Below are 26,855 nucleotides of genomic sequence, written 5' to 3' on the forward strand. Positions count from 1 at the left end.
GCCAAAGCCCGAGAGTCATGCAAGAACTGCCCGCGCAACGCATCAGGCAGCCAGAGACGCCCAACGCACCACTCCCCTCACCTGCTACTTGCCACTTCAACGTACTACGCTGCCAACCGCATTGCGGCCAGCACCGGCAAACAATTCTGTGTGCAACAACCACAGGCCACCAACCCGGAACAACCGGGCCGGCCGCCAAAGAAGTGCGCCCGCACAATGCGGGCGCCGTTCTTAGATGTGACTTACTTTAACAATTTCGTACTCAATGACGCCGCCCGGTGTTTTCACCGCCACCACATCACCCTCTTCCTTGGCAATCAAGGCACGGGCCAGTGGCGAACCCACGGAGATTTTTCCGAGTTTGAAGTCAGCCTCATCCTCACCCACGATCTGGTAGGTCACGCTTTCGTCAGTTTCAACGTTGGCGATCTCGACCGTGGTGCCGAAAATCACTTTGCCGGTGTGAGGAATCGTCGTGACATCGATGATCACCGCGTTCTGCATACGGCCTTCGATGTCACGGATACGCGCCTCAACCATACCCTGCTGCTCGCGGGCAGCATGGTATTCAGCGTTTTCTTTAAGGTCGCCCAGCTCACGCGCCGTGCCGATGTCCTGGCTCAGCTTGGGACGAACAACCTTGGTCAGATGTGCGTGTTCTTCTTCCAGGGCTTTGGCGCCCTGGACCGTCATTGGGTACTTGATCATGCCTTCAATCCTGCGTGTAGATCCTGCAAGCGACGTACGGTTTTTTCAGGACCGAATTTAAGCGCTTCGCAGATCGCTTCGCCAGCAGCAATAGTCGTGGTGCAGTAGATCTTGTGCTGCAGCGCGTTGCGGCGAATGGAATAGGAGTCAGCAATCGACTGACGACCTTCGGTGGTGTTGATGATCAAGGTTACTTCGTCGTTCTTGATCATGTCGACAACGTGCGGACGACCTTCGGTCACCTTGTTCACGCGGCGCACTTTAAGGCCAGCCGCTTCGATGAACTTGGCAGTGCCAACGGTCGAAACAATTTCAAAGCCCAGGTTGATCAGGTCGCGGGCAACACCGGCAACCAGTGGCTTGTCGTCGTCGCGTACGCTGATGAAAGCAGTACCGCCAGTCGGCAGCACTTCGCTTGCACCCATCTGGGCCTTGGCAAAGGCTTCGCCGAAGGTATCGCCCACGCCCATCACTTCACCGGTGGACTTCATCTCTGGGCCGAGAATCGGGTCAACGCCAGGGAATTTGGCGAACGGGAAGACCGCCTCTTTCACGCTGTAGAAGTTAGGAATGATTTCTTTAGTGAAACCGATTTCCTTCAGGGTTTTACCGGCCATCACGCGAGCCGCGATCATTGCCAGGGAAACACCGATGCACTTGGAGACGAAAGGAACGGTACGCGATGCACGCGGGTTCACTTCGATCACGTAGATATCTTCGCCCTGCAGAGCCAATTGCACGTTCATCAGGCCGACAACGCCCAATTCCAGGGCCATTTTCTTGACCTGTTCGCGCATCACGTCCTGGATGTGCAGCGGCAGCGAGTACGGCGGCAGCGAGCACGCGGAGTCACCGGAGTGAACACCCGCCTGTTCGATGTGCTGCATGATCGCGCCGATCACCACATCAGTACCGTCGCAGACCGCGTCCACGTCCATTTCGATGGCGCAGTTGAGGAAGTGGTCCAGCAGCACCGGGCTGTCGTTGGACACTTTTACCGCGTCACGCAGGTAGCGCTTGAGCTCTTCTTCTTCGTAGACGATTTCCATCGCACGGCCGCCCAACACGTAGGAAGGACGAACAACCAGCGGGTAACCGATCTTGCCAGCGGCACGAATGGCTTCGTCTTCGCTGCGCACAGTGGCGTTAGGCGGCTGACGCAGGTTCAGGCGCTCAACCATCTGCTGGAAGCGCTCACGGTCTTCGGCACGGTCGATGGCGTCAGGGCTGGTACCGATGATCGGCACGCCGGCTTCTTCCAGGGCACGCGCCAGTTTCAGCGGAGTCTGGCCACCGTACTGGACGATCACGCCTTTTGGCTTCTCGACGCGGACGATTTCCAGCACGTCTTCCAGGGTTACGGATTCGAAGTACAGACGATCCGAGGTATCGAAGTCGGTGGACACGGTTTCCGGGTTGCAGTTGACCATGATGGTCTCGTAACCGTCGGCACGCAGTGCCAGAGCGGCGTGAACGCAGCAGTAGTCGAACTCGATGCCCTGGCCGATACGGTTCGGGCCGCCACCCAGGATGATGATCTTGTCACGATCCGAAGGGTTGGCTTCGCACTCTTCCTCATAGGTGGAGTACATGTAGGCGGTGTCGGTGGCGAACTCGGCCGCGCAGGTGTCAACACGCTTGTAGACCGGGAACACTTCCAGCTTGTGACGGTGGCGACGCAGGTTCTTCTCGGTCACACCCAGCAACACGGCCAGGCGCGCGTCGGAGAAGCCCTTGCGCTTGAGGCGGTACATGGCGTCGCGATCGATCGACGACAGAGCCATGGTCTTGATTTTTTCTTCGTCCTTGATCAGATCTTCGATCTGTACCAGGAACCAAGGGTCGATCATGTTCATGCCGAAGATATCTTCAACGGTCATGCCAGCACGGAACGCGTCAGCCACGTACCAGATACGCTCGGCGCCCGGCACGGTCAGCTCGCGCTTGAGCACGGCCATGCTTTCCGGGTTGCTCAGGTCCAGCTTTGGATCAAGACCGCTGACACCCACTTCCAGACCGCGAAGGGCCTTTTGCAGGGATTCCTGGAAAGTCCGGCCGATAGCCATGACTTCACCCACAGATTTCATCTGTGTGGTCAAACGGGCGTCAGCCTTGGCGAACTTCTCAAAAGCGAAGCGCGGCAGCTTGGTCACAACGTAGTCGATGGACGGCTCGAAGGACGCTGGTGTGGCGCCACCGGTGATTTCGTTTTGCAGCTCGTCCAGGGTGTAACCGATCGCCAGCTTGGCAGCGATACGCGCAATCGGGAAGCCGGTAGCTTTCGATGCCAGCGCCGACGAACGCGATACACGCGGGTTCATCTCGATCACGACCATACGGCCGGTGTCCGGGCAGATGCCGAACTGAACGTTGGAACCGCCGGTTTCAACGCCGATCTCACGCAGTACCGCCAGGGAGGCGTTACGCATGATCTGGTATTCCTTGTCCGTCAGGGTCTGTGCCGGAGCAACGGTGATCGAGTCACCGGTGTGCACGCCCATCGGGTCGAAGTTTTCGATCGAGCACACGATGATGCAGTTGTCCTTTTTGTCGCGGACAACCTCCATCTCGTACTCTTTCCAGCCGATCAGGGATTCGTCGATCAGCAGCTCTTTGGTTGGCGACAGGTCCAGACCACGCGTACAGATTTCTTCGAATTCTTCACGGTTGTAGGCAATACCGCCACCGGTGCCGCCCATAGTGAAGGACGGACGAATGATGCACGGGAAGCCCAGTCGCTCGAGGACCGCATTGGCCTCTTCCATCGTGTGAGCGATACCGGAGCGCGGGCAGTCCAGGCCGATGGACTTCATCGCCTTGTCGAAACGCGAACGGTCTTCAGCCTTGTCGATGGTGTCAGCGTTGGCACCGATCATCTCTACGCCGAACTTCTCCAGAACGCCTTCGCGCTCCAGGTCCAGTGCGCAGTTCAGAGCAGTCTGGCCGCCCATGGTTGGCAGCAGTGCATCCGGACGCTCTTTTTCGATGATCTTGGCAACGGTCTGCCATTTGATCGGCTCGATGTAGGTGGCGTCGGCCATGTCCGGGTCGGTCATGATGGTGGCCGGGTTGGAGTTCACCAGGATGACGCGGTAACCCTCTTCGCGCAGGGCTTTACAGGCCTGGGCGCCGGAGTAGTCGAACTCACAGGCCTGGCCGATAACGATCGGGCCAGCGCCGAGAATCAGGATGCTTTTTATGTCTGTACGTTTTGGCATGGGTTTGTCACTCAAATCCGCAGGTCAGTCGGCAAGCTGTCAATCAGGTTTGTGATGCACCCCGGGGGCCACCGAAGCTCGGGGCCGCCACAGGGCGCAAACAGAAGGCTGATTAACGGCGCTTGGCCATCTCATTGATGAAGCGATCGAACAGCGGTGCAACGTCGTTCGGGCCAGGGCTTGCTTCAGGGTGACCCTGGAAGCTGAAAGCGCTCTTGTCGGTCAGCTCGATACCTTGCAGGGTGCCGTCGAACAGCGACTTGTGGATGGCGCGCACATTGGCTGGCAAGCTCGCTTCGTCTACCGCAAAACCGTGGTTCTGGCTGGTGATCATCACAACACCGGTGTCCAGATCCTGGACCGGGTGGTTAGCACCGTGATGGCCATGACCCATTTTCACGGTCTTGGCGCCGGAAGCCAGGGCCAGCAGCTGGTGGCCCAGGCAGATACCGAAAACCGGAATCTCGGTGGTCAGCACTTGCTTGATTGCAGTGATCGCGTAGTCGCATGGCTCAGGGTCACCCGGGCCGTTGGACAGGAACACGCCATCCGGGTTGAGTGCCAGAACATCACTGGCCGGAGTTTGCGCAGGCACCACGGTCACGCGGCAGCCGCGCTCAACCAGCATGCGCAGGATGTTCCACTTTACGCCGTAGTCATAAGCGACCACGTGATAAGGCAGTTCGCTGGCTTCGATCGTCGGGTGACTGTCGGTAGCCAGGTTCCAGACGCTGGAGCGCCACTCGTAGGCTTTTTCGGTGCTGACGACTTTCGCCAGATCCATGCCCTTCAGGCCCGGGAAGCCGCGAGCAGCTGCGATGGCAGCTTCTTCAGAAATATTGTCGCCCGCCATGATGCAACCGTTCTGCGCGCCTTTCTCACGCAGGATGCGCGTCAGGCGGCGAGTGTCGATACCGGCGATGGCCACAACATTGTTGGTTTTCAGGTAGTCGGCCAGCGACATGGTGTTGCGCCAGTTGCTAGCAACCAGCGGCAGATCACGGATTACCAGACCTGCGGACCAGACACGATCAGACTCGGCGTCTTCCGGGGTAGTACCGGTGTTGCCAACATGCGGGTAAGTCAGGGTCACGATTTGCTGAGCGTAGGAAGGATCCGTCAGGATCTCCTGGTAGCCAGTCATTGCGGTGTTAAACACCACCTCACCAACGGTTTGACCGTCGGCCCCAATGGCTTCGCCGCGAAAAATGCTGCCATCAGCGAGGGCGAGTATGGCTTGCTTAGTCAAGAAGACCTCCCGTAAATAAAGCCTGAAAGGGCGATCGCAGGTTGTAAAAAAGCGGAGTGACGTATGGACACGTCACCCCGCTTCTTCATCGAATTATCTGCGCGCTTTTAGTGGACACACTAAAGCTGTAGCTTACAGAAAAAGGCTTTTTTGGTCTACCGCTAAAGAGTCTAAAAGACAGGGGAATGCGACAGAACATCGCTTAGCGGTTAAAAATCGGGCTACTGGCGCGCCAACAGCCCGATTTTACAGAGTTAACTCAACGCAGGTCGAGCACATCCTGCATGTCATACAGGCCCGGCTCGCGCCCTTGCAGCCACAAGGCTGCACGAACGGCACCCTTGGCAAAGGTCATGCGGCTCGATGCCTTGTGGGTGATTTCCAGGCGCTCACCTTCTGTGGCGAACAACACTGTGTGATCACCCACCACATCACCGCCGCGCACAGTGGCGAAACCGATGGTTTCACGCTCGCGGGCGCCGGTATGGCCTTCGCGACCATACACCGCAACCTTTTGCAGATCACGACCCAAGGCATCGGCAATCACCTCGCCCATGCGCATCGCCGTCCCCGAAGGGGCGTCGACCTTGTGCCGGTGATGGGCCTCGATGATTTCGATATCGGCATCTTCACCCATCACCCGCGCCGCCATGTCCAGCAGCTTGAACGACAGATTGACGCCAACACTGAAGTTGGAAGCAAAGACAATCGCAATATCCTGGCCAGCTTCGACCAGCAACTGCTTTTGCTCGGCATTGAGCCCCGTGGTGCCGATCACCATCGCCTTGCCCAATTTGCGACACACCGCCAGGTTGGCGAGCATCACTTCAGGCAGGGTGAAGTCGATCAGCACGTCGAAATCAGCCGCGACCGCTTGCAGGCTTTCTGACAACGGCACGCCGATGCGCCCGATAGAAGCCAGCTCACCGGCATCAGCCCCCACCAGGGAGCTGCCCGGACGCACGATGGCCGCGGTCAGCCCGCACACTGGCGAACGCTGCTGCACCGCATCGATCAAGGTCTTGCCCATGCGCCCGGCAGCGCCCATCACAGCTATACGTCGCATCTACCGCTCCTTAGAGGTCGCCGAAAAAACGCTTAACGCCTTCGAACCAGCCCGTGGCGTTCGGCGAGTGGCAGCTATCACCTTCCAGCGTGGTACGGAACTCTTCCATCAGCTCGCGCTGACGACGGCTCAGCTTGACCGGGGTTTCGATCACCACACGGCACATCAAATCGCCAGCACCGCCACCGCGCACCGGGGCCACGCCTTTGCCACGCAAACGGAATTGCTTGCCGCTTTGCGTACCTTCCGGGATTTTCAGCTTGACCCGACCATCCAGGGTCGGCACTTCAATTTCAGCGCCCAGCGCAGCGTCAGCAAAGTTGATCGGCACTTCGCAGAACAGATGCTTGCCATCGCGCTGGAAAATCGCGTGCTCGCGCACATCGATTACCACATACAGGTCGCCAGTCGGCCCACCCTGCACGCCCGCCTCGCCTTCGCCCGACAGACGAATGCGATCGCCGGTATCAACGCCCGCAGGCACTTTGACGGAAAGGGTCTTGTACTCTTCTACGCGACCTTCGCCACGGCAGCTTTCGCACGGATCCGAAATGACCTTGCCTTGACCGTGACAGCGCGGGCACGTTTGCTGAACCGCGAAGAAGCCCTGCTGCATGCGCACCTGGCCAATACCGCCACAGGTGGTACAGGTCACCGGCGAAGAGCCCTTCTTGGCGCCCGAACCGTCACACGGTTTGCAATTGACCAGCGTAGGAACGCGGATATTGACCGTGGTACCGCGCACAGCCTCTTCCAGATCCAGCTCCAGCGTATAGCGCAAATCGCTACCACGCTGCGCGCCGCCCCGGGAGCCGCCACGACCACCGCCAAAGAAATCGCTGAACACATCACCGAAAATATCGGAGAAGTTCTGACCGCCGAAGCCGGCACCGCCACCACCCATTTGCGGATCAACACCGGCATGGCCGTATTGATCGTAGGCAGCACGCTTGCTGGAATCCGACAGAACCTCGTAAGCCTCGTTGGCTTCTTTGAACAGCTCTTCCGAAGCCTTGTCATCCGGATTACGGTCCGGGTGATGCTTCATCGCCAGGCGACGATAGGCTTTCTTCAGCTCTACCTCGGTGGAGGTGCGTTCAACACCCAATATTTCGTAATAGTCGCGCTTTGCCATAATTCTTTGCACTCTCAAGGACGTTCGACAAAACCCTCCCGAGCCTCGCCAAACCCGCCAAGCCCGAAAGGATCAGACCCGACTCACGTCTTTTCAACGATATAGGTTTGTGTTTAACAGCCAATGCATTGGCCGCCAGGAGCGGTTACTTCAGGCCGGAAAACAGGAAAGATCCAGGCCAAACCGCCAGCATTCGACCTTGTCGCATGCTGTAAAAATTCTGGCACTCCAGACACGCCAACGCGGGAGCAAGCTCCCGCGCGGCGACATCCTACCAGTCACCGCTCAAGCGCGGTCAACCGGGCGACAAACAAGCTGATTACTTGTTGTCTTTTACTTCTTCGAACTCAGCGTCGACAACGTCGTCCGCTTTTTCAGCCGAATCAGCTGGCTTGGCCGCTGCGTCTGCCGGGTTCGCCTGCTCGGCGTACATTTTCTGTGCAACCGGAGCAGATACCTTGGACAGCTCTTCAACCTTGGCTTCGATAGCCGCCTTGTCGTCGCCTTTAACAGCGGCTTCAAGTGCAACTACAGCAGCTTCGATTGCAGTTTTCTCTTCCTCGGTTACTTTGTCGCCAGCATCGACGATCATTTTACGAGTCGAGTGAACCAGTGCGTCGCCCTGGTTACGTGCAGCTGCCAGCTCTTCGAACTTGCGGTCTTCTTCAGCGTTGATCTCGGCATCGCGAACCATCTGGGCGATTTCTTCCTCGGACAGACCCGAGTTAGCCTTGATCACGATCGACTGAGACTTGCCAGTCGCCTTGTCTTTTGCACTTACGTGCAGGATGCCGTTGGCATCGATGTCGAAGGTCACTTCGATCTGAGGCACGCCACGTGGAGCAGGTGGAATGTCAGCCAGGTCGAACTTGCCCAACGACTTGTTCTGTGCGGCTTGCTTACGCTCGCCTTGCAGCACGTGAATAGTCACTGCGCCCTGGTTATCGTCTGCAGTCGAGAACACTTGCGATTTCTTGGTAGGAATCGTGGTGTTTTTCTCGATCAGGGCAGTCATTACGCCGCCCATTGTTTCGATACCCAGAGTCAGCGGGCTCACGTCCAGCAACAGAACGTCTTTAACATCACCGGCCAATACCGCGCCCTGGATGGCAGCACCCATTGCAACAGCTTCGTCCGGGTTCACGTCTTTACGTGCTTCCTTGCCGAAGAACTCGGTTACCAGCTTCTGTACCAGCGGCATACGAGTCTGGCCACCGACCAGGATCACGTCGTTGATCGAACCAACGTCGATACCGGCGTCTTTCAGCGCGATGCGGCAAGGCTCGATGGTGCGTTGAACCAGGTCTTCAACCAGCGATTCCAGCTTGGCGCGCGAAATTTTCACGTTCAAGTGCTTAGGACCGGTGGCATCTGCAGTGATGTAAGGCAGATTCACGTCAGTCGACTGGCTCGAAGACAGTTCGATCTTGGCTTTTTCTGCAGCTTCTTTCAGACGCTGCATCGCCAGCGGGTCACCTTTGAGGTTCATGCCGCTTTCTTTCTTGAACTCGTCAACCAGGTAGTCGATCAGACGGATGTCAAAGTCTTCACCACCCAGGAACGTGTCACCATTGGTTGCCAGCACTTCAAACTGGTGCTCGCCATCAACTTCGGCAATTTCAATGACCGATACGTCGAAAGTACCGCCACCCAGGTCATAAACGATGACAGTGTGGTCGCCTTTCGCTTTATCCATACCGTAAGCCAGAGCAGCTGCGGTTGGTTCGTTGATGATGCGTTTTACGTCCAGGCCCGCGATACGGCCGGCGTCTTTGGTCGCCTGACGCTGGCTGTCGTTGAAGTAGGCCGGAACGGTGATCACCGCTTCAGTCACTGGCTCGCCGAGGTAGTCTTCGGCGGTTTTCTTCATTTTCTTCAGGATTTCAGCCGAGATTTGTGGCGGAGCCATTTTCTGGCCGTTCACTTCAACCCAAGCGTCGCCGTTGTCAGCCTTGGCGATTTTGTACGGAACCATCTGAATGTCTTTCTGTACAACTTCTTCGTCAAAACGACGACCGATCAGACGCTTCACCGCGTACAGGGTGTTATGCGGATTGGTCACTGCCTGACGCTTGGCCGACTGACCAACCAGAATTTCACCATCATTGGCATACGCAACGATCGACGGCGTGGTGCGCGCGCCTTCTGCGTTTTCAATAACTTTAGCTTTACCGTTTTCCAGAACCGACACACACGAGTTGGTGGTGCCGAGGTCAATACCGATAATTCTGCCCATGTTTACTCTCCCTAAATTTGAATTTTGTTGCCGCAGCAGTAATGACCAACTGCGGCACTGCTTAACGCTTGACTTCTAAATGGGGGCCTTGCGGCCGATTTCAAGCCTGCTCGTCAATCGATGGCGAAACCGGCGCTGGCGCCTTGCTGACTACGACCATAGCCGGGCGCAGCAAGCGACCATTGAGCTGATAGCCTTTTTGAAACACCTTGAGCACACTGTTTGGCTCCACGTCAGCGCTTTCCTGCATGGCCATCGCCTGGTGGTGCTCGGCATTGAAGGGTTCGCCGTGCGGATCGATCGCTTCCAGCTGGTAACGCTTCAGGGTGTCCTGGAACATTTTCAGGGTCAGCTCGATCCCTTCACGCATCGGGCGAATGTTCTCGTCGTCCGCACTGGACAATTCAAGACCGCGCTCCAGGCTGTCGATCACCGGCAACAGGTCGCCAGCGAACTTTTCCAGCGCAAACTTGTGCGCCTTCTCAACATCCAGCTCGGCGCGACGGCGAACATTCTGCAGATCGGCAGCTACGCGCAGAGCCTGATCGTTAGCGGCTGCCAGCTGCTCTTCAAGCACCTGCACGCGGGTTGCCAGATCTTCGCCAGCTACTTCGGCTTCCTGGTTCTGCGTATCCATAGTCTGTTCGTCTGCCATAGATTTCTCCTTTCAAACATCGTCCGCGAGCTCGACTCGCGCTTGTGCCAAGGTATATGGGGTCGCAATTCTCAGGTTCAAGAGCCAAAAAACCATAAAAGGCATGTTTGCCCCCTCACCCTGCCCCAGCTGAAAAAACCAAACGAGCTAAGAACCCGATAAAAACAAGCAAATCGAACTAAGCGCAACCATTGTCAGCAGGAAACAAAACACTGTATAAATAACCAGACATTACGTTTTGGAGCAGCTCCCATGCTGGTGCACCTGTCCGTACACAACTACGCCATCGTTGAACATCTCGATCTGGAACTGGATCGCGGGATGAGTGTAATCACTGGCGAGACTGGCGCCGGCAAATCGATCATGCTCGATGCATTGGGCCTCACCCTTGGCGACCGCGCCGACAGCGGCGTCGTGCGCCCCGGAGCCGACAAGGCCGATATCCTGGCCACGTTCGACTTGCAGGACATCCCCGAAGCCCGCGCCTGGCTGGCCGAGCGCGACCTTGAAGGCGACGGCCCGTGCATCTTGCGCCGGGTCATCACCGCCGAAGGCCGCTCGCGCAGCTATATCAACGGCACGCCCTGCCCCCAGGGCGACCTCAAAGCCCTGGGCGAGCTGCTGATCGATATCCACAGCCAGCATGAACACCAGTCGCTGCTCAAGCCCGACACCCACCGTCGCCTGCTCGACGAATTCGCCGGCGCCACCGACCTGGCCCGCCAGGTGCAAATGGCGGCACAACGCTGGCGTCAGACCAGGCAAGAGCTTGAGCACCTGTCCAACTCTGGCGATGAACAGCGCGCACGCCATCAACTGTTGAGCTATCAGCTTGAAGAGCTGGAAACACTATCTCTGGGCGAGAACGAACTGGAAGAGCTGGAGCAGGAACACAAAAACCTGACCAACGCCGAAACCCTGCTGACCATCTGCCGACAAGTGGTCGAGCAATGCAGCGAAAGCGATTCCGGCAATGTACTTAATGCACTGACAGCCAGCCTCAACCGCCTGTCGAGCATCAACAGCAACTCGGGCTCGCTGGGCGAAGCCACTGACCTGCTGGCCAGCGCACAGATTCAGGTCGAAGAGGCGGTAGGTGAACTCAACCGCTTTATCGACCATTTCGACGCTGACCCGGGCCGCCTGCAGTACCTCGAAGAGCGCCTCGACACCATCTATACCCTGGCGCGCAAACATCGGGTCCAGCCCACCGACGTAGCCGCCCTGCAGCAAAAACTGCTGGATGAACTGGAAACCCTCAACGCCAACGATGAAAACATCGAGCGCCTGGCCAATGAGCTGACGTCCTTTACCCGCCACTATCAAGAGTGCGCACGGGAACTGAGCAATCTGCGCAGCCTGGCCGCAACACGCCTGAGCACTGCCGTAGAAGAAGAGATCCAGCGCCTGGGCATGCCCGGGGGCCGCTTCGTGATCGAACTGCGCCCACAAGCCAGCAGTGATCCCGCCCCCCACGGCCTGGAGCAGGTTGAACTGCTGGTCAGCGCCAACCCCGGCCAACCCCTCAAGGCCCTGGCCAAGGTTGCCTCGGGCGGCGAACTGTCGCGTATCAGCCTGGCCATTCAGGTCATTACTGCACAAACGTCCCGCGTACCGACCCTGGTATTCGACGAAGTAGACGTGGGCATTGGCGGCCCGACTGCAGAGATCGTCGGGCAACTGCTACGCCGCCTGGGCGAGCGCGGTCAGGTGCTGACGGTCACTCACTTGCCGCAAGTGGCCGCGCAGTGCCATCAGCACCTGTTTGTCCACAAGGTGCGCGAAAGCGAGACCACCCGCACTGCCGTGGCCAAACTGAGCAAAAAAGAGCACGTCGAAGAGGTCGCCCGTATGCTTGGCGGTATCGACCTGACCAAGGAATCCCTGGCCCACGCCAAAAAAATGGTGATCACGGCGAAGAATCTTGCAGCTTAACGACGAACGGTCATGAAATAACCGGTATCAGAAAGCACGAAGGCGGCCCTTGGGCCGCCTTCGATCGTTTCGCGAACCGTAATTCGCGTGACATGCTCTTACTTGGCCTTCTTGCGCACGTACAGCACCAAGTTGTGATCCACCAACTCGACACCGTGCTTGGCTGCAATGGCGTGCTGCAGTTTTTCGATGTCTTCGTCGAAAAACTCGATCACTTCACCGCTGTCCACGTTGACCATATGGTCGTGGTGGCCGCCGTCAGCATCAGCCAATTCAAAGACAGCATGACCGCCATCGAAATTATGGCGAATCACCAGCCCTGCTGACTCAAACTGGGTCAGTACACGGTAAACCGTGGCCAGACCGACGTCCTCGCCCGCTTGCATAAGTGCCTTGTAAACATCCTCGGCGCTCATGTGACGCTGCTCTGCAGAGTCAAGCATCTGTAGAATTTTGACTCGTGGCAGAGTCACCTTAAGTCCGGCCTTACGTAGTTCGCTATTTTCAACCATGGTTAGCTTTCTCGCGGAAGCCGCTTCGCAGCTTCTCTTAATACGGGTATGATCGGCGTTTACGTTGTCCCAGCCAAGATAGTGGAAGTCGCCCACCGATGCAAAACACCAAGCTCTTGCTAACCAGTTTCACCTTTGTGGGACTGCTCGCACTCGCCGGTTGTTCATTCCCCGGGGTTTACAAAATCGACATCCAACAGGGCAATGTCGTCACGCAGGACATGATAAACCAGTTACGCCCGGGAATGACCCGCCGGCAAGTGCGGTTTATCATGGGTAACGCCCTGCTGACCGATACATTCCACCCTGATCGCTGGGATTACCTGTATAGCCTGCAGCCCGGCGGCGGTGAACGCCAACAGGAACGCATCAGTGTGTTCTTCAACCAGAACGACCAGCTCGTGAGCCTGTCAGGTGACTTCAAGCCTGGCGTCAGCCGCGACGAAGCCATTCTCGGCAAAACCGGCGGCACAGACGTGACCGAACCGGCTACCCAAGCACCAGCCGAGAAGAGCGAAGTTCCAGCCAAGCCTGGTTCGTTGCTTGATCAGATCCAGAAGGACGTGGACGGTGTTGAAACCGTACCGGTTCCTACGCCAGAACCTCTGGATACCACCGAGCAATAAACGTTCGGTACAAAAAAGCCCGGCATGCCGGGCTTTTTGTTGCCTGCCATAAAGCTGTCAGGGCTGGCTAAGGCGCTTGGCCTCGGCAGCCTTGGCCGCACGCTGGCGGCGAATCTCCTTGGGGTCGGCCAACAGCGCACGATACAGTTCGATGCGCTCCCCGGCCTGCAGCACCCGGGTATCAGGGTCAGCCACCTGCTTGCCGAAAATCCCCACCGGGCAATTGACCAGGTCTACCTCTGGAAACTCGCGCCCGATGCCCGACGCCAACACCGCAGCCCGCACCGTCGTGCCTTGGGCCACCATCACGGTCAGCAGGCACTGGCGATCCACAGCGGCGTAAACCACCTCAACTTCAATCACGGGCTCAGCCATACAGCTGTTTGGCGCGCTGGCAGAAAGCATCCACCAGCGTATTGGCCGCCTGATTGAACAAAGGCCCCAGAGTCGCCTTGACGATGGCCCCGGCGTAATCAAAGGTCATGTCCAGGCTGATCTTGCACGCCTTGTCACCCAGCGGCTTGAACACCCACACGCCGTGCAGCTTGGTAAACGGGCCTTCTTCAAGGTTCATCTCGATGGACTGCCCGGGCACCAGGGTGTTGCGCGTGACAAAGTGCTGGCTCAAGCCGCCCTTGGCCACGCCCAGGCTGGCGCGCATCAGCACTTCAGTGCTTTCCAGGATTTCGGCAGACGAGCACCACGGCAAAAACTGCGGGTAGCTCGCAACATCGTTCACCAGGTCATACAGCGCCTGGGCTGGATAAGGCAACAAGGCAGAGCGTTGGATATGGGTAGTCATGTCAGCGTTACTTCCACAGCTGGGCGGCAAACACAATCAGAATGCCGAGTGGCGCCACATAGCGCATCAAAAAAAGAGTCAGGGCGAACATCACCGGGCTGCGCATCGACAACTCATCGCGAACCGCGCCGCGCCCCATGATCCAGCCTGCAAAGACCACAAAACACAGGCCGCCCAATGGCAACATAATACGCGAGGTGAAGAAATCGACGACACCAAAGAAATCCAGGCCACTGGCCGCGCCCCATTGGTAGAGGTGGAAACCGGAATCTTCGTTCACAAAGAACTTGGCCTGCTTCCAGATATTGAACGAAAACACCGTACCCAGGCCAACAAACCAGCAACTGAATGCCAGCCAGAAGGTGACCCACAGGCGCCGCACCCTGGTGCGCTCCACCAGGTACGCCACCATCGGTTCCAGCAACGAAATCGCCGAGCTCCAGGCGGCCACCGCCACCAGAACGAAAAACACGACGCCCATCAGTTGACCAAAGGCCACATTGCCGAAGGCAAACGGCAAGGTCACAAACATCAGGCCCGGGCCTTCGCTTGGATTGAGCCCCGACGCAAACACAATTGGAAACAATGCCAGCCCGGCGAGCAATGAGACAAAGGTGTCGATCAATGCCACCCCCACCACAGTCCCGGAGATCGACGCATTCTTGGGCATATACGCGCCGTAGATCATGATGGACCCCACGCCCACGCTCAGGGAGAAGAACGCATGGCCCATTGCGGCCAGCAACCCGTCAAGCACGCGGTCAGGGTTGAAGTCGAACATGAAATGCACGCCCTGCATAAAGTGCCCGGTGGTCATGCTGTAACCCAGCAATACCAGCAGCAGCACAAACAGCAGCGGCATCATGATCCGCAAACTGCGCTCAAGCCCCGCCACCACACCCTTGGCGATCACATACGCAGACAGCAGCATAAACCCGGTATGCCAGAACGTGAGGCGCCAGGGGTTGGAGATTACCTCTGCAAAGTACTGCCCGACCTGATCGGCCGTCGCGCCCTGAAAGTCGCCCTTGCCCATATTGATGATGTAATCCAGCGACCAGCCGCCCACCACACTATAGAAAGACAAAATCAGCAGCGCCGTAATCATCCCGGCAAACGCCCCCCACGACCAACGCCCCGAATGCCCCGCCTCGACTGCCAACACCTTCAAGGCATTTGCCGGACTAAGCCGTGCACGCCGCCCGATCAGGGTTTCAGCCAGCATCACCGGCACACCGATCAGCGCGATACAGGCCAAAAACACCAACACAAACGCGCCGCCACCATAGACGCCAACCATGTAAGGGAATTTCCAGATACTGCCCAAACCCACGGCAGAACCGGTCGCAGCGAGAATAAAGACCCAACGGCTTGCCCAACTGCCGTGGACAGAAACCTTGTCTGTCGACATCGTTACTACGCCCAACCACTAAAAAAAGAGGGCGCATTGTCCGGGAATCACCCTACACGCTCAAGCACGCAGGTGCCCGTAGCCGACAGGCTCGCAACTGCCTATAATGCCGCCCCTATGGCTAAACAGAAGAAACACCCTACAGGGACCATCGCGCAGAATAAAAAAGCGCGACACGATTACTTCATCGAACATCGGTTCGAGGCTGGTCTGGTCCTGGCCGGCTGGGAAGTAAAAAGTCTGCGTGCAGGCAAGGCACAGCTGGTCGACAGCTATGTGCTGCTCAAGGATGGTGAAGCATGGTTGCTCGGCAGCCATATTGCGCCTCTGACGACGGCCAGCACCCACGTTATTGCCGACCCGACGCGCAGCCGCAAACTGCTGCTCAACAAGCGCGAGCTTGAGAAGCTGTTTGCCTCGGTGCAGCAAAAGGGTTACGCCTGCGTCTGCCTCTCGCTTTACTGGAGCAAGCACTTGATCAAGTGCGAAATTGCCCTGGGTAAAGGCAAGAAGGAATACGACAAGCGTCATACCGAACGTGAGCGCGATTCCGATCGCGAGCTGCAACGTGCGGTGCGCAACAAGGGCAAGGAAGACTAGTTCTTCTGCCCTTGTACTTGTGGGAGCAACTGCCTTGATGCTGCCTCAGCTCTTGTGGGAGCGGGCTTGCTCGCGATGGGATCGACTTGGTATACCTGATTTACCGAGCTGCCTGAATCGCGAGCAAGCCTGCTCCCACAGGGCTTGCATCAACACTTACAAGCCATTACGCCGCTCGGCCCGCGCCATGCGCTGAACTTCCTGACGCACCTCTTCCAACACTTCCTGCACATACACGAGGTGACGGCTCGCCACTTCCCGGGCGTCTTCCGCCCTGCCCTCGATAATCGCCAGATACAACTCGCGATGCTGACTGATCAGCATGTCGCGCGTTTCACTGCGCTGCTTGTACATGCCGCCAATATTGGTCACCACGTTGCGCTTGAGCAGGTCGAATAACCCGCGAATCGTATGCAGCAACACCGCGTTATGACTTGCCTCGGCAATGGCCAGGTGGAAGTTGGCATCGGCCTCCCCCTCTTCTGCGCGACTGACTTCATCAACCCGCGCATAACAGTCCTGCAACCGCTCAAAGGCCAGCCGCAGACGCTCGCGATCCATCTCGGTCGCCCGCGAGGCCGCGTAAAAAGCGCACGAAGCCTCAAGCGTATGACGAAACTCAAGCAGATCGCGCTGGGCTTCAGGGTTGCTTTCCAGCAACTGCAACAAGGGATCACTAAAGGTCGAGCCCAAGGATGTGGCCACATAATTGCCGCCACCCTGGCGACTGACCAGCAGCCCCTTGGCCGACAACTTCTGGATCGCCTCGCGCAACGACGGGCGCGATACTCCAAATTGCTCCGCCAGCGCACGTTCAGCGGGCAAGCGTTCACCCGACTTCAACGTGCCCTCGAGAATCATGCCCTCGAGCTGCTCGACAATATCGTCCGACAAACGGCGCTGCCGGATCTGATCAAACCCCATAACTGCTCTCCACCCTCCCGGCCACGCGCCGGGGGCCGCTATTCTCGCCGATTGGCGCCACGCATACACCCATCAGAAACACCGCTCAAAACCCCATCAGATGCCCTGACAACGAATACCTCGACGAAAGATTTAGAGGCGGCAAATTGACACATGCCTCATAAGGCTTTTAACCTAGCCAACAGCGATTGTAAATTGGTAATACCAATATACCAAAAGCAGTCGACAGCATCGACCAATAACAATTAGGGGCCACCCCATATGCAAACCTGGCAACAGCTCTATAGCCCGCTCGGCAGCCTCGGCCTGTCCGCTCTCGCGGCCGTCGTCCCGATCGTATTTTTCTTCCTCGCCCTGGCCGTGTTCCGCCTCAAAGGCCATGTCGCTGGCAGCATCACCCTCGTCCTGTCGATTCTGGTGGCCATCTTTGCCTTCCAGATGCCTGTCGACATGGCCTTCGCAGCAGCGGGCTATGGATTTGCCTATGGCCTGTGGCCAATTGCCTGGATCATCGTTGCCGCGGTGTTCCTCTACAAACTGACCGTCAAGAGCGGCCAGTTCGAAATCATCCGCAGTTCCGTGCTGTCGATCACCGACGACCAGCGCCTGCAAGTGCTGCTCATCGGCTTCTGCTTCGGTGCTTTCCTTGAAGGTGCAGCCGGTTTCGGTGCGCCGGTAGCGATTACAGCTGCACTGCTTGTAGGCCTGGGGTTTAACCCGCTGTACGCCGCTGGCCTGTGCCTGATCGCCAACACCGCCCCAGTGGCCTTTGGTGCCCTGGGCATCCCGATCATCGTGGCCGGCCAGGTCACCGGTATCGACGCCTTCAAGATCGGCGCAATGGCCGGCCGCCAGCTGCCACTGCTGTCGCTGTTCGTGCCGTTCTGGCTGGTGTTCATGATGGACGGCCTGCGCGGCGTGCGTGAAACCTGGCCCGCAGCCCTGGTGGCGGGCTTGAGCTTCGCCATCACCCAGTACTACACCTCCAACTACATTGGCCCGGAACTGCCGGACATCACCTCGGCCCTGGCCAGCCTTGTGAGCCTGACCCTGTTCCTCAAAGTCTGGCAGCCAAAACGTAGCGCAGGCGCACGAATTGCTGGGGTTAGCTCTGACGTAATCGTTACCGCCAGCGCAGGTGGTTTCGGCAAGCCAACCAACCTGATGGCTTCGCCTTACAGCCTGATGCAGATTCTGAAAGCCTGGTCGCCGTTCCTGATCCTGACCGTACTGGTCACCATCTGGACCCTCAAACCGTTCAAGGCGATGTTCTCAGCTGGCGGTTCGATGTACGGCTGGGTGTTTAACTTCGCGATCCCGCACCTGGATCAACTGGTGATCAAGACCGCACCTATCGTCAACGCGCCGACGGCCATTGCCGCCGTGTTCAAACTGGACCCGATTTCCGCCACCGGCACGGCGATTTTCTTCTCGGCGCTGATCTCGATGCTGATCCTGAAAATCGACATCAAGACTGGTCTGACCACTTTAAAAGAGACCTTCTACGAGCTGCGCTGGCCGATCCTGTCCATCGGCATGGTGCTGGCCTTTGCCTTTGTCACCAACTACTCGGGCATGTCTTCGACGATGGCCCTGGTACTGGCAGGTACAGGCGCTGCGTTCCCGTTCTTCTCGCCGTTCCTCGGCTGGCTGGGCGTGTTCCTGACCGGTTCCGACACTTCGTCCAACGCCCTGTTCAGCTCGCTGCAGGCCACCACTGCGCACCAGATCGGCGTCAGCGACACCCTGATGGTGGCCGCCAACACCAGCGGCGGCGTGACCGGCAAGATGATTTCCCCGCAATCGATCGCCGTGGCCTGCGCCGCGACCGGCCTGGTGGGCAAGGAATCCGACCTGTTCCGTTTCACCCTCAAGCACAGCCTGTTTTTCGCCACCATCGTCGGTCTGATCACCCTGGCCCAGGCCTACTGGTTCACCGGCATGCTGGTTCACTGATAAGCGCTATGGTTACTGCACGTTAATGGCGCCGGGGCATGCCCCGGCGTCAGTAATTCACGACCCGGTCCACCTCGGTGGACACATAACCGGGACCACCCGGAGACGCCTGATGAGCGAGCTTTTTTACAACGCCGTGCCGAATGCGACCCGTGTCGCCCCGCCCTTGCCTGTCCCCCGCCAATACCCCGCGCAAAAACCGCGCAAGGTTTACCTGTTCGGCACCTGCGTGGTCGATCTGTTCTTCCCCGAAGCCGGGATGGACGCCATCCACCTGATCGAACGCGAAGGTATCGAAGTTGACTACCCGCAAGGCCAAAGCTGCTGTGGCCAACCGGCCTACACCTCGGGTTACACCGAACAGGCCCGGGAAGTAGCCCGATCGCAACTGGCCCTGTTCGCCGAAGACTACCCGGTGGTCGTGCCGTCCGGCTCCTGCGCCGGCATGCTGCGCGAACACTATGAAGACCTGTTCAAGGACGAGCCCGAAACCCTGAAAAAGGTTCACGCCCTGGCCGAACGCACCTTTGAACTCACCGAATTTTTGCTGTTTGTGTGCAAGGTCCAGTTCAAGGACCACGGCGCCCCGGTCAAGGTCGCGCTGCATACCTCATGCTCGGCACGCCGTGAAATGAACACCCACCTGCACGGTCGCGAAATGCTTGCGCAGTTGAGCAATGTGGAGCGCATCGACCACAGCCATGAAAGTGAATGCTGCGGTTTTGGCGGGACCTTCAGCGTACGCATGCCGGATATTTCCGGCGCAATGGTCGCCGACAAGACCCGCTCCTTGATTGAAACCGGTGCACATCAAGTGCTCACCGCCGATTGCGGCTGCCTGATGAATATCAACGGCTCGCTGGAAAAACAGAAAGAGTCCCTGCGCGGCCAGCATCTGGCCAGTTTCCTGTGGCAGCGCACCGGAGGTGGCCAATGAACGCCAGCACCCTGATCCCTACCGTCGCGGTTGAAGAAGACTTCCGCGAGCGCGCTCACGAAGCCCTGGGTGACAAGCAACTGCGAAACAACTTCCGCAGTGCAATGGATTCTCTGATGACCAAGCGCGCTGTTGCCTTCAGCGACGCTCACGAGCGCGAACACTTGCGAGCCCTTGGCAACGCCATCCGCGCCCGCGCCCTGTCCAAGCTGCCTGACCTGCTGGAACGCCTGGAAGCCAACCTGACCCGTAATGGCGTGCAGGTTCATTGGGCGGAAACCGTCGACGAAGCCAATGAAATCGTCATGTCCATCGCCCGCCGGCGCACCGCCAAACAGGTGATCAAAGGCAAGTCGATGGTCAGCGAAGAGATGGAGATGAACCATGTGCTCGGCGCCCAGGGCATTGAATGCCTTGAGTCCGATATGGGCGAATATATCGTTCAACTCGACAACGAAAAACCGTCCCATATCATCATGCCCGCGATCCATAAAAACGCCGGGCAAGTGGCCGACCTGTTTCACGAGAAACTCGGTGTGGAATACACCAAGGACGTGGATCAACTGATCCAGATCGGCCGCCGCGTACTGCGCCAGAAGTTCTTTGAAGCCGATATCGGCGTGTCCGGCGTCAACTTCGCCGTTGCCGAGACCGGCACCCTGCTGCTGGTGGAAAACGAAGGCAACGGGCGTATGTCGACTACCGTGCCGCCGGTGCATATTGCCGTCACCGGTATCGAGAAAGTGGTCGAAAACCTGCGCGACGTTGTACCGCTGCTGTCCTTGCTGACCCGCTCGGCCCTCGGCCAGCCGATCACCACCTACGTCAACATGATCTCCGGCCCGCGAAAGCCCGGCGAGCTGGACGGCCCTGAAGAAGTGCATTTGGTATTGCTGGACAACGGCCGCAGCCAGGCATTTGCCGACAGCGAGTTGCGCCAGACGCTGAACTGCATTCGCTGCGGTGCCTGCATGAATCACTGCCCGGTTTACACCCGCATTGGCGGTCATGCCTACGGCGAGGTGTATCCCGGCCCGATTGGCGCGATCATCACGCCGCATATGGTGGGCCTGAAAAAAGTCCCGGATCACCCGAGCGCCTCGTCGCTGTGCGGTGCCTGTGGCGAAGTGTGCCCGGTAAAAATTCCAATCCCGGCATTGTTGCGGCGCCTGCGCGAAGAAAACGTCAAAGCCCCCGACACGGTGCCGCGCATCATGCGTGGTCAGGGCAGCAAGTATTCGCCTAAAGAGCGCCTGATCTGGAACATGTGGGCCAAGCTCAACAGCTCCCCGGCCCTTTATCGCACCTTCCTCAAGGCCGCCACCCGCCTGCGTGCCCTGACGCCGAGCAAGGTAGGCCCGTGGACGCAAAACCACAGCGCGCCCAAACCTGCCGCCCGTTCGCTGCACGATATGGCCCGCGAGCATCTGGCGAAAAAGTCGGGAGAAACACGATGAGCGCCAAGCAAAACATCCTCAATAAGCTGCGAAAAAGCCTGACGGGCACCACGCCGGTGCCTGACAACTTCGACGAAGTGCTGGTCACAGAGCCCTGGACCTACACCCCGGAGCAACGCATCCCGCAACTGCGCAAGCTGATGGAAGCGGTCCACACTGAAATCCACCTCAGCACCGAACAGGGCTGGCCTGCGCTATTGGCGCAACTGGTCACCGACCGGCAATTGCCGAGCCTGCTGATCGCGCCGACTACACCTCACGGGCAAAAAGTGACGGCGCACTGGGCGCAAAACCCTGCGCTGCCGACACTTAAGGCCTACGACCGCCCGGTAGAAGCGTGGAAAGCGGAACTGTTCAACGACACCCCGGCCAGCTTGACCACCACCCTGGGTGCAATTGCCGCCACCGGTAGCCTGATCATGTGGCCAACCCCGGAAGAACCACGACTGATGAGCCTGGTGCCGCCGGTGCATTTTGCCCTGCTCAAGGCCAGCGAAATCCGCGACAACTTCTATCAGGTGCAGCGTGAAATGAGCTGGACCGCCGGCATGCCGACCAATGCGCTATTGGTGTCCGGGCCGTCGAAAACCGCTGATATCGAGCAAGTACTGGCCTATGGCGCCCACGGCCCGAAAGACCTGATCGTGCTGATCCTGGAGGATGCATGAGCCTGCCCGTCGCCTTTGTGCGGGATGCCGAGCGGCTGATCCCCGAGGACCGTCGTTTTACCGATGCGCTGTCGACCCTGGCGTTCGGCACCGATGCGAGCTTTTATCGGTTGATCCCCAAGCTGGTGATTCGCGTTGAGTCCGAAGACGAAGTGGTCGAGCTATTGCGCCTGGCCCGTCGCGACCAGGTATCGGTAACCTTCCGCGCTGCTGGCACCAGCCTGTCTGGCCAAGCCATCAGCGACTCGGTGCTGATCGTGCTCGGTGACAACTGGAACGGCAAGGAAATCCGCGGCCAGGGCAAGCAGATCCGCCTGCAACCGGGGGTGATCGGCGCACAGGCCAATGCCTGGCTGGCCCCGTTCGGACGCAAGATTGGCCCTGACCCGGCGTCGATCAACGCCTGCAAAATTGGCGGTATTGTCGCCAACAATGCCAGTGGCATGTGTTGCGGCACGGCACAAAACACCTACCACACCCTGGCCGGCCTGCGCGTAGTGCTGGCCGACGGTACCCGGGTCGACACTGAAGACGCGGCCAATGTCGCCGCCTTTCGCCAAAGCCACGCCCCCTTGCTCGAACAGCTTGGGACATTGGCCCGCGAAACCCGCGCTAACGCCGAACTGGCGGCCAAAATCCGCCACAAATACCGTCTGAAAAACACCACCGGCCTGTCGCTTAATGCCCTGGTAGATTTTGACGACCCGCTGGATATCCTCAGCCACCTGCTGGTGGGCAGCGAAGGCACCCTGGGCTTTATCAGCTCGGTGACCTACGACACCGTGATCGACCATCCGAACAAGGCTTCGGCGCTAATCGTGTTTCCGGATGTCGAGACCTGCTGCAACGCGGTAACCGTCCTCAAAAGCCAGCCCGTGTCTGCCGTCGAGCTGCTCGACCGCCGCAGCCTGCGCTCGGTGCAGGACAAACCCGGCATGCCGGCTTTCGTACAACAACTGTCGGCCAATGCCTGCGCGCTATTGATCGAATCTCGTGCCGCATCGCAGACCTTGCTGCACGAGCAACTGGCACACATCATGGCCTCGCTGGCTGATTTCCCGGTTGAAAAACAGGTCGACTTCACCGAAGACCCGAAAGAAAACGCCAAGCTGTGGGCGATCCGCAAAGACACCTTCCCGGCCGTCGGGGCGGTGCGCAAAACCGGCACCACGGTGATCATCGAAGACGTGACCTTCCCGGTCGAGCAACTGGCCATTGGCGTCAACCGCCTGATCGAGCTGTTCGACAAGCACCACTACGACGAAGCGATCCTGTTTGGCCACGCGCTCGAAGGCAACTTGCACTTCGTCTTCACCCAGGGCTTCAACAACCCCGAGGAAGTGGCGCGCTACCAGGCCTTTATGGATGACGTCGCGCAGCTGGTGGCGGTGGAGTTCGGCGGCTCGCTCAAGGCCGAACACGGCACCGGGCGCAATATGGCGCCCTTTGTCGAGCTGGAATGGGGCAGCGACGCTTACCAATTGATGTGGGCGCTCAAGCGCTTGCTTGACCCCCAGGGCATTCTCAACCCCGACGTGGTGCTCAGCGAAGACCCGCATATCCACCTCAAACACCTCAAGCCGATGCCTGCGGCTGACGAGATTGTGGATAAGTGCATCGAGTGCGGTTTTTGCGAACCGGTATGCCCGTCCAAGGGGCTGACCCTCAGCCCGCGGCAGCGGATTGTGATCTGGCGCGATATCCAGGCCAGGAAGCGCGCGGGTATCGACACCACTGAGCTGGAAAAGGCCTACGCCTATCAAGGCATTGATACCTGCGCTGCCACCGGTTTATGCGCGCAACGCTGCCCGGTAGGCATCAACACCGGCGAACTGGTGAGAAAACTCCGCGCACGCAGCGCTGACAGTGTCAAAACGGCTGACTGGTTGGCCGGCCACTTCACCACCGCGCTGCAGGGCGCGCGCTTTACCCTGCATGTAGCCAACGGTGCGCGCATGCTGCTGGGCGCGCCGCGTCTGGCAAAAATATCATCTGCCGTGAGCAAGGCCAGCAAAGGCCGCGTGCCTTTGTGGACCAACGCCATGCCCCAGCCAGAACGGGCGATCCGCTTTACCCCGCCGGTCAAGGATGCTCGCCCGCGGGTGGTGTACCTGGCGGCGTGCGTGTCACGGGTCATGGGCCCGGCGGCAGGTGACAAGGAGCAAATGTCGCTGCTGGACAAAACTCGCGGCCTGCTGGAAAAAGCCGGTTACCAGGTGGTGTTCCCCGACAATATGGACAGCCTGTGTTGCGGCCAGCCGTTTGCGTCCAAAGGCTACAACGAACAGGCCGAACACAAGCGCCAGGAACTGATCAGCGCCCTGCTGCATGCAAGCCGTGGCGGGCTTGACCCGATCTACTGCGACACCAGCCCCTGCACCCTGCGCCTGGTGCAGGACCTGGGCGAAAGCCGCCTCGACCTGTACGACCCGGTACGCTTTATTCGCACCCACCTTGTGGACAAGTTGAACTTCACCCCGCAAACCGCGCCGATTGCCGTGCATGTCACCTGCAGCACCCAGCACCTGGGCGAAAGCCAGGCCCTGATCGATATTGCGCGACTGTGCAGCACCGACGTGGTGATCCCTGAAGGCATTCATTGCTGCGGCTTTGCTGGCGACAAGGGCTTCACCACCCCCGAGCTGAACGCCCACTCGCTGCGCACCTTGAAAGACGCGGTGCAGTATTGCAGCGAAGGCATCTCCACCAGCCGCACCTGTGAAATCGGCCTGAGCCAGCATGGTGGCATTGATTACCACGGCCTGGTTTACCTGGTGGATCGGGTAACGGGCGCAAAGGTGTTGTAACCCACCGACAGGCTGGGCGCGCTTGCTCAAAAGCCCCGAGACAAGCGCGCCCCCGGCCAAAAACCACCTGCATTGCTCGCCCTGATGATCAGACCTCAGGCACAGCCTTCATCGTCCAAACAGAGGTAGCGAAACGGTAGTACCGGAACAAAAATCGCCATCACCGTCATGGCCGTCCCGGCCATTCGTTACCAATAAAAGGGTGCGCATGAATACTTCCAAAGATCGCTTGTTTGATTTGTCGGGTCGAGTGGCGCTGGTCACAGGGTCGGGGCAAGGCATGGGGCTGGGCATCGTTCGCGCACTGGCCACACAAGGCGCGCGCGTGGTCATCAACGATTTTTATGCCGAGCGCGCCGAAAGCAGCGCCAAGGCCCTGCAAGCCGAAGGCCTTGAGGTATGCGCCGCACCCGGTGACATCACCCAGGCCTCTGTGCGTGAACAGATCGTGGCCACCGCACGCGAGACCTTTGGCGAGATCGACATACTGGTCAACAACGCCGGTGTGCCACCAGGCATGCCCGGCTCACTGCGCCAGTTCAAGGACCTGGCGGACAGCGACTTCGAGCGTCAGCTGGACCTCAACCTGCGTGCCATTCTAGGCCTGACACGCCTGGTGGTGGATGGCATGTGCGAGCGCAAGCACGGCCGTATCGTCATCATCAGCTCTGAATCCTGGCGCCTTGGCCTGAGCTATGGCCTGAGCGACTATGCGGCGGCCAAAGCAGCGGCCCTGGGATTTATGCGTCAACTGTCCCACGAAGTCGGACGCAGTGGCGTCACCGCCAATGCGCTGTCGTTGGGTTGCATGAACAATTTTGGCTACGACGAGGTGGCCAAGGCCGGCACCGCGGTGGGACGCGCGGGCACCCCTGAAGACGTGGGCGCTGCGGTGGCCTTTTTGAGCTCTGACGAAGCATCCTGGCTAACCGGCCAGGTCATCGCGCTCAATGGCGGCTCGACCACTGCGTAAGCGTTTGAATGCCTGCCAGGGCAAACGAATACGGGCCACAAAACGCAGCGTTTGCGGGTAAAAAAAAAGTCCTGCCGATGGCCAAATCAAAGCAAAACTCCGGAGCACAGCTATAGTCATTTAGCTTTAGCCCCGAAAATCGGGGCATAAAACCGAGCCTGGAAGCACCGGGCCTACCATGTGCACAAGGAGTTTTCCCCATGAAGCGTACCGCTCTTGCTGGTCTGTTTATTTCCGCTGTGATGTTGGCCTCCCCGGTGTTTGCGGCAGAAGACCTTTGCCAGATCAACCTGCAAAAGATCAATGATGCAGTCGCCAGCTCTGGCGAAATCAGCTCCGACTTGCAAGACAACATCGACAGCACCGTAGCCCAGGCCAAGGAAGAACAATCCAAAGGCACGAAAGAAGGCACCCAGGCCTGCATTTCACTGACCACACAAGTGCTGCAGGACATCGCCAACAACAACAAAGGTGGTGAGTAAGCCCTTTGGGTTGGCCTTCTGCATCAGAAAGGCGTAGACTCCGCTAGCTTGCTGGTTACACACAGCAGGCATCGGGGCCGTTTAGGATTCGACGCCGGTTGCGAAACTCTAGGTGCATGCCGAGTTGGTAACAGAACTCGTAAATCCACTGTTGCAACTTTCTATAGTTGCCAATGACGAAACCTACGAGGGTCAAGCTCTCGCAGCGTAAGCTGCCTTAGCCATCCTCCTGGTACCTTCGGGTCCAGCAATCACTAGGGGATGCCTGTAAACCTGAAGTGATTGTCATATAGAACAGGATCGCCGTGCAGTACGTTGTGGACGAAGCGGCTAAAACTTACACAACTCGCCCAAAGCACCCTGCCCTTCGGGTCGCTGAGGGTTAACTTAATAGAAACGGCTAAGCATGTAGTACCGACAGCGGAGTACTGGCGGACGGGGGTTCAAATCCCCCCGGCTCCACCAAATACTAGTTTCCACATGTTCCCACATGATCGG

Annotated in this window: 22 protein-coding genes and 1 other RNA gene; 11 read left to right on the forward strand and 12 right to left on the reverse strand. The window is 58.6% G+C overall.

Going from position 1 to position 26,855, the window contains the following annotated elements; genetic code table 11:
• Positions 1–231: 231 nt before the first annotated feature.
• The 7 genes from greA to grpE all read right to left on the reverse strand — a co-directional run bounded on the left by greA (position 232) and on the right by grpE (position 10,267).
• Positions 232–708 carry a transcription elongation factor GreA gene (greA, locus tag BFC21_RS14730; RefSeq protein WP_016783444.1) on the reverse strand — a complete coding sequence of 159 codons (477 nt, stop codon included), beginning with the start codon at positions 706–708 and terminating at the stop codon, positions 232–234.
• Positions 705–3,926, reverse strand: a complete 3,222-nt coding sequence (gene carB / locus BFC21_RS14735; protein WP_120266288.1) for a carbamoyl-phosphate synthase large subunit — start codon at positions 3,924–3,926, stop codon at positions 705–707. Before carB ends, greA begins: the two co-directional genes overlap by 4 nt.
• Before the next feature lie 112 nt (positions 3,927–4,038).
• Complete coding sequence (carA, locus tag BFC21_RS14740) at positions 4,039–5,175, reverse strand: glutamine-hydrolyzing carbamoyl-phosphate synthase small subunit (RefSeq protein ID WP_016783446.1); 1,137 nt, start codon at positions 5,173–5,175, stop codon at positions 4,039–4,041.
• Between the two features lie 259 nt (positions 5,176–5,434).
• Positions 5,435–6,241, reverse strand: a complete 807-nt coding sequence (dapB, locus tag BFC21_RS14745; protein WP_029611723.1) for a 4-hydroxy-tetrahydrodipicolinate reductase — start codon at positions 6,239–6,241, stop codon at positions 5,435–5,437.
• Positions 6,242–6,251: 10 nt separating this feature from the next.
• Positions 6,252–7,376 (reverse strand): molecular chaperone DnaJ, encoded by a 1,125-nt coding sequence (gene dnaJ / locus BFC21_RS14750; protein ID WP_088378204.1) that lies wholly within the window; start codon positions 7,374–7,376, stop codon positions 6,252–6,254.
• Between the two features lie 319 nt (positions 7,377–7,695).
• Positions 7,696–9,612 carry a molecular chaperone DnaK gene (gene dnaK / locus BFC21_RS14755; protein WP_086798784.1) on the reverse strand — a complete coding sequence of 639 codons (1,917 nt, stop codon included), beginning with the start codon at positions 9,610–9,612 and terminating at the stop codon, positions 7,696–7,698.
• Positions 9,613–9,712: 100 nt separating this feature from the next.
• Positions 9,713–10,267, reverse strand: a complete 555-nt coding sequence (grpE, locus tag BFC21_RS14760; protein WP_016783450.1) for a nucleotide exchange factor GrpE — start codon at positions 10,265–10,267, stop codon at positions 9,713–9,715.
• A gap of 252 nt (positions 10,268–10,519) precedes the next feature.
• Between grpE and recN the strand changes: the two genes are divergently transcribed.
• Positions 10,520–12,202: a DNA repair protein RecN gene (recN, locus tag BFC21_RS14765; RefSeq protein ID WP_088378205.1), complete on the forward strand. Its 1,683-nt coding sequence runs from the start codon at positions 10,520–10,522 to the stop codon at positions 12,200–12,202.
• A gap of 98 nt (positions 12,203–12,300) precedes the next feature.
• On the opposite strand, the gene fur is transcribed toward recN, so the two are convergent.
• Positions 12,301–12,714 (reverse strand): ferric iron uptake transcriptional regulator, encoded by a 414-nt coding sequence (gene fur / locus BFC21_RS14770; RefSeq protein WP_029611724.1) that lies wholly within the window; start codon positions 12,712–12,714, stop codon positions 12,301–12,303.
• A 98-nt stretch (positions 12,715–12,812) separates the two neighbouring features.
• On the opposite strand from fur, the gene BFC21_RS14775 reads away from it, so the two are divergent.
• Positions 12,813–13,340: an outer membrane protein assembly factor BamE gene (locus BFC21_RS14775; RefSeq protein ID WP_016783453.1), complete on the forward strand. Its 528-nt coding sequence runs from the start codon at positions 12,813–12,815 to the stop codon at positions 13,338–13,340.
• 57 nt (positions 13,341–13,397) lie between these two features.
• Here BFC21_RS14775 and BFC21_RS14780 read toward each other — a convergent pair whose 3' ends face one another.
• The 3 genes from BFC21_RS14780 to BFC21_RS14790 are packed head-to-tail and all read right to left on the reverse strand — an operon-like array spanning position 13,398 to position 15,553.
• Positions 13,398–13,715, reverse strand: coding sequence for an RnfH family protein (locus BFC21_RS14780; protein WP_088378206.1), 318 nt, complete (start codon positions 13,713–13,715; stop codon positions 13,398–13,400).
• A complete protein-coding gene (locus BFC21_RS14785; RefSeq protein WP_016783455.1) occupies positions 13,708–14,142 on the reverse strand; it encodes a type II toxin-antitoxin system RatA family toxin in 435 nt (144 codons plus the stop codon). The genes BFC21_RS14780 and BFC21_RS14785 overlap by 8 nt, the downstream gene beginning before the upstream one ends.
• 7 nt (positions 14,143–14,149) lie before the next feature.
• Positions 14,150–15,553, reverse strand: coding sequence for a sodium-dependent transporter (locus BFC21_RS14790; RefSeq protein WP_029611725.1), 1,404 nt, complete (start codon positions 15,551–15,553; stop codon positions 14,150–14,152).
• 117 nt (positions 15,554–15,670) lie between these two features.
• On the opposite strand from BFC21_RS14790, the gene smpB reads away from it, so the two are divergent.
• Complete coding sequence (gene smpB / locus BFC21_RS14795) at positions 15,671–16,153, forward strand: SsrA-binding protein SmpB (protein ID WP_016783457.1); 483 nt, start codon at positions 15,671–15,673, stop codon at positions 16,151–16,153.
• Between the two features lie 156 nt (positions 16,154–16,309).
• On the opposite strand, the gene BFC21_RS14800 is transcribed toward smpB, so the two are convergent.
• Complete coding sequence (locus BFC21_RS14800; RefSeq protein WP_016783458.1) at positions 16,310–17,077, reverse strand: GntR family transcriptional regulator; 768 nt, start codon at positions 17,075–17,077, stop codon at positions 16,310–16,312.
• Between the two features lie 261 nt (positions 17,078–17,338).
• Between BFC21_RS14800 and BFC21_RS14805 the strand changes: the two genes are divergently transcribed.
• From BFC21_RS14805 to ssrA, 8 genes are all read left to right on the forward strand, one after another.
• Positions 17,339–19,033, forward strand: coding sequence for a lactate permease LctP family transporter (locus tag BFC21_RS14805; RefSeq protein ID WP_083369640.1), 1,695 nt, complete (start codon positions 17,339–17,341; stop codon positions 19,031–19,033).
• A 112-nt stretch (positions 19,034–19,145) separates the two neighbouring features.
• The gene (locus BFC21_RS14810) at positions 19,146–19,970 is read left to right on the forward strand and encodes a (Fe-S)-binding protein (protein ID WP_088378207.1); all 825 of its coding nucleotides are present in this window, start codon (positions 19,146–19,148) and stop codon (positions 19,968–19,970) included.
• Complete coding sequence (locus BFC21_RS14815) at positions 19,967–21,427, forward strand: LutB/LldF family L-lactate oxidation iron-sulfur protein (RefSeq protein WP_120266289.1); 1,461 nt, start codon at positions 19,967–19,969, stop codon at positions 21,425–21,427. Before BFC21_RS14810 ends, BFC21_RS14815 begins: the two co-directional genes overlap by 4 nt.
• A complete protein-coding gene (locus BFC21_RS14820) occupies positions 21,424–22,095 on the forward strand; it encodes an LUD domain-containing protein (protein ID WP_088378209.1) in 672 nt (223 codons plus the stop codon). The genes BFC21_RS14815 and BFC21_RS14820 overlap by 4 nt, the downstream gene beginning before the upstream one ends.
• On the forward strand, positions 22,092–24,902 hold the full coding sequence (locus BFC21_RS14825; RefSeq protein ID WP_088378210.1) for an FAD-binding and (Fe-S)-binding domain-containing protein: 2,811 nt from the start codon (positions 22,092–22,094) through the stop codon (positions 24,900–24,902). The genes BFC21_RS14820 and BFC21_RS14825 overlap by 4 nt, the downstream gene beginning before the upstream one ends.
• A gap of 208 nt (positions 24,903–25,110) precedes the next feature.
• Positions 25,111–25,875, forward strand: a complete 765-nt coding sequence (locus BFC21_RS14830) for an SDR family NAD(P)-dependent oxidoreductase (RefSeq protein ID WP_016783463.1) — start codon at positions 25,111–25,113, stop codon at positions 25,873–25,875.
• Positions 25,876–26,075: 200 nt separating this feature from the next.
• Positions 26,076–26,357, forward strand: coding sequence for a hypothetical protein (locus tag BFC21_RS14835; protein ID WP_016783464.1), 282 nt, complete (start codon positions 26,076–26,078; stop codon positions 26,355–26,357).
• 73 nt (positions 26,358–26,430) lie between these two features.
• Positions 26,431–26,822: a transfer-messenger RNA gene (ssrA, locus tag BFC21_RS14840) on the forward strand.
• Positions 26,823–26,855: the final 33 nt, after the last annotated feature.

It is taken from the genome of Pseudomonas sp. TMW 2.1634 (assembly GCF_001703595.1).
Classification (GTDB): domain Bacteria; phylum Pseudomonadota; class Gammaproteobacteria; order Pseudomonadales; family Pseudomonadaceae; genus Aquipseudomonas; species Aquipseudomonas fragi.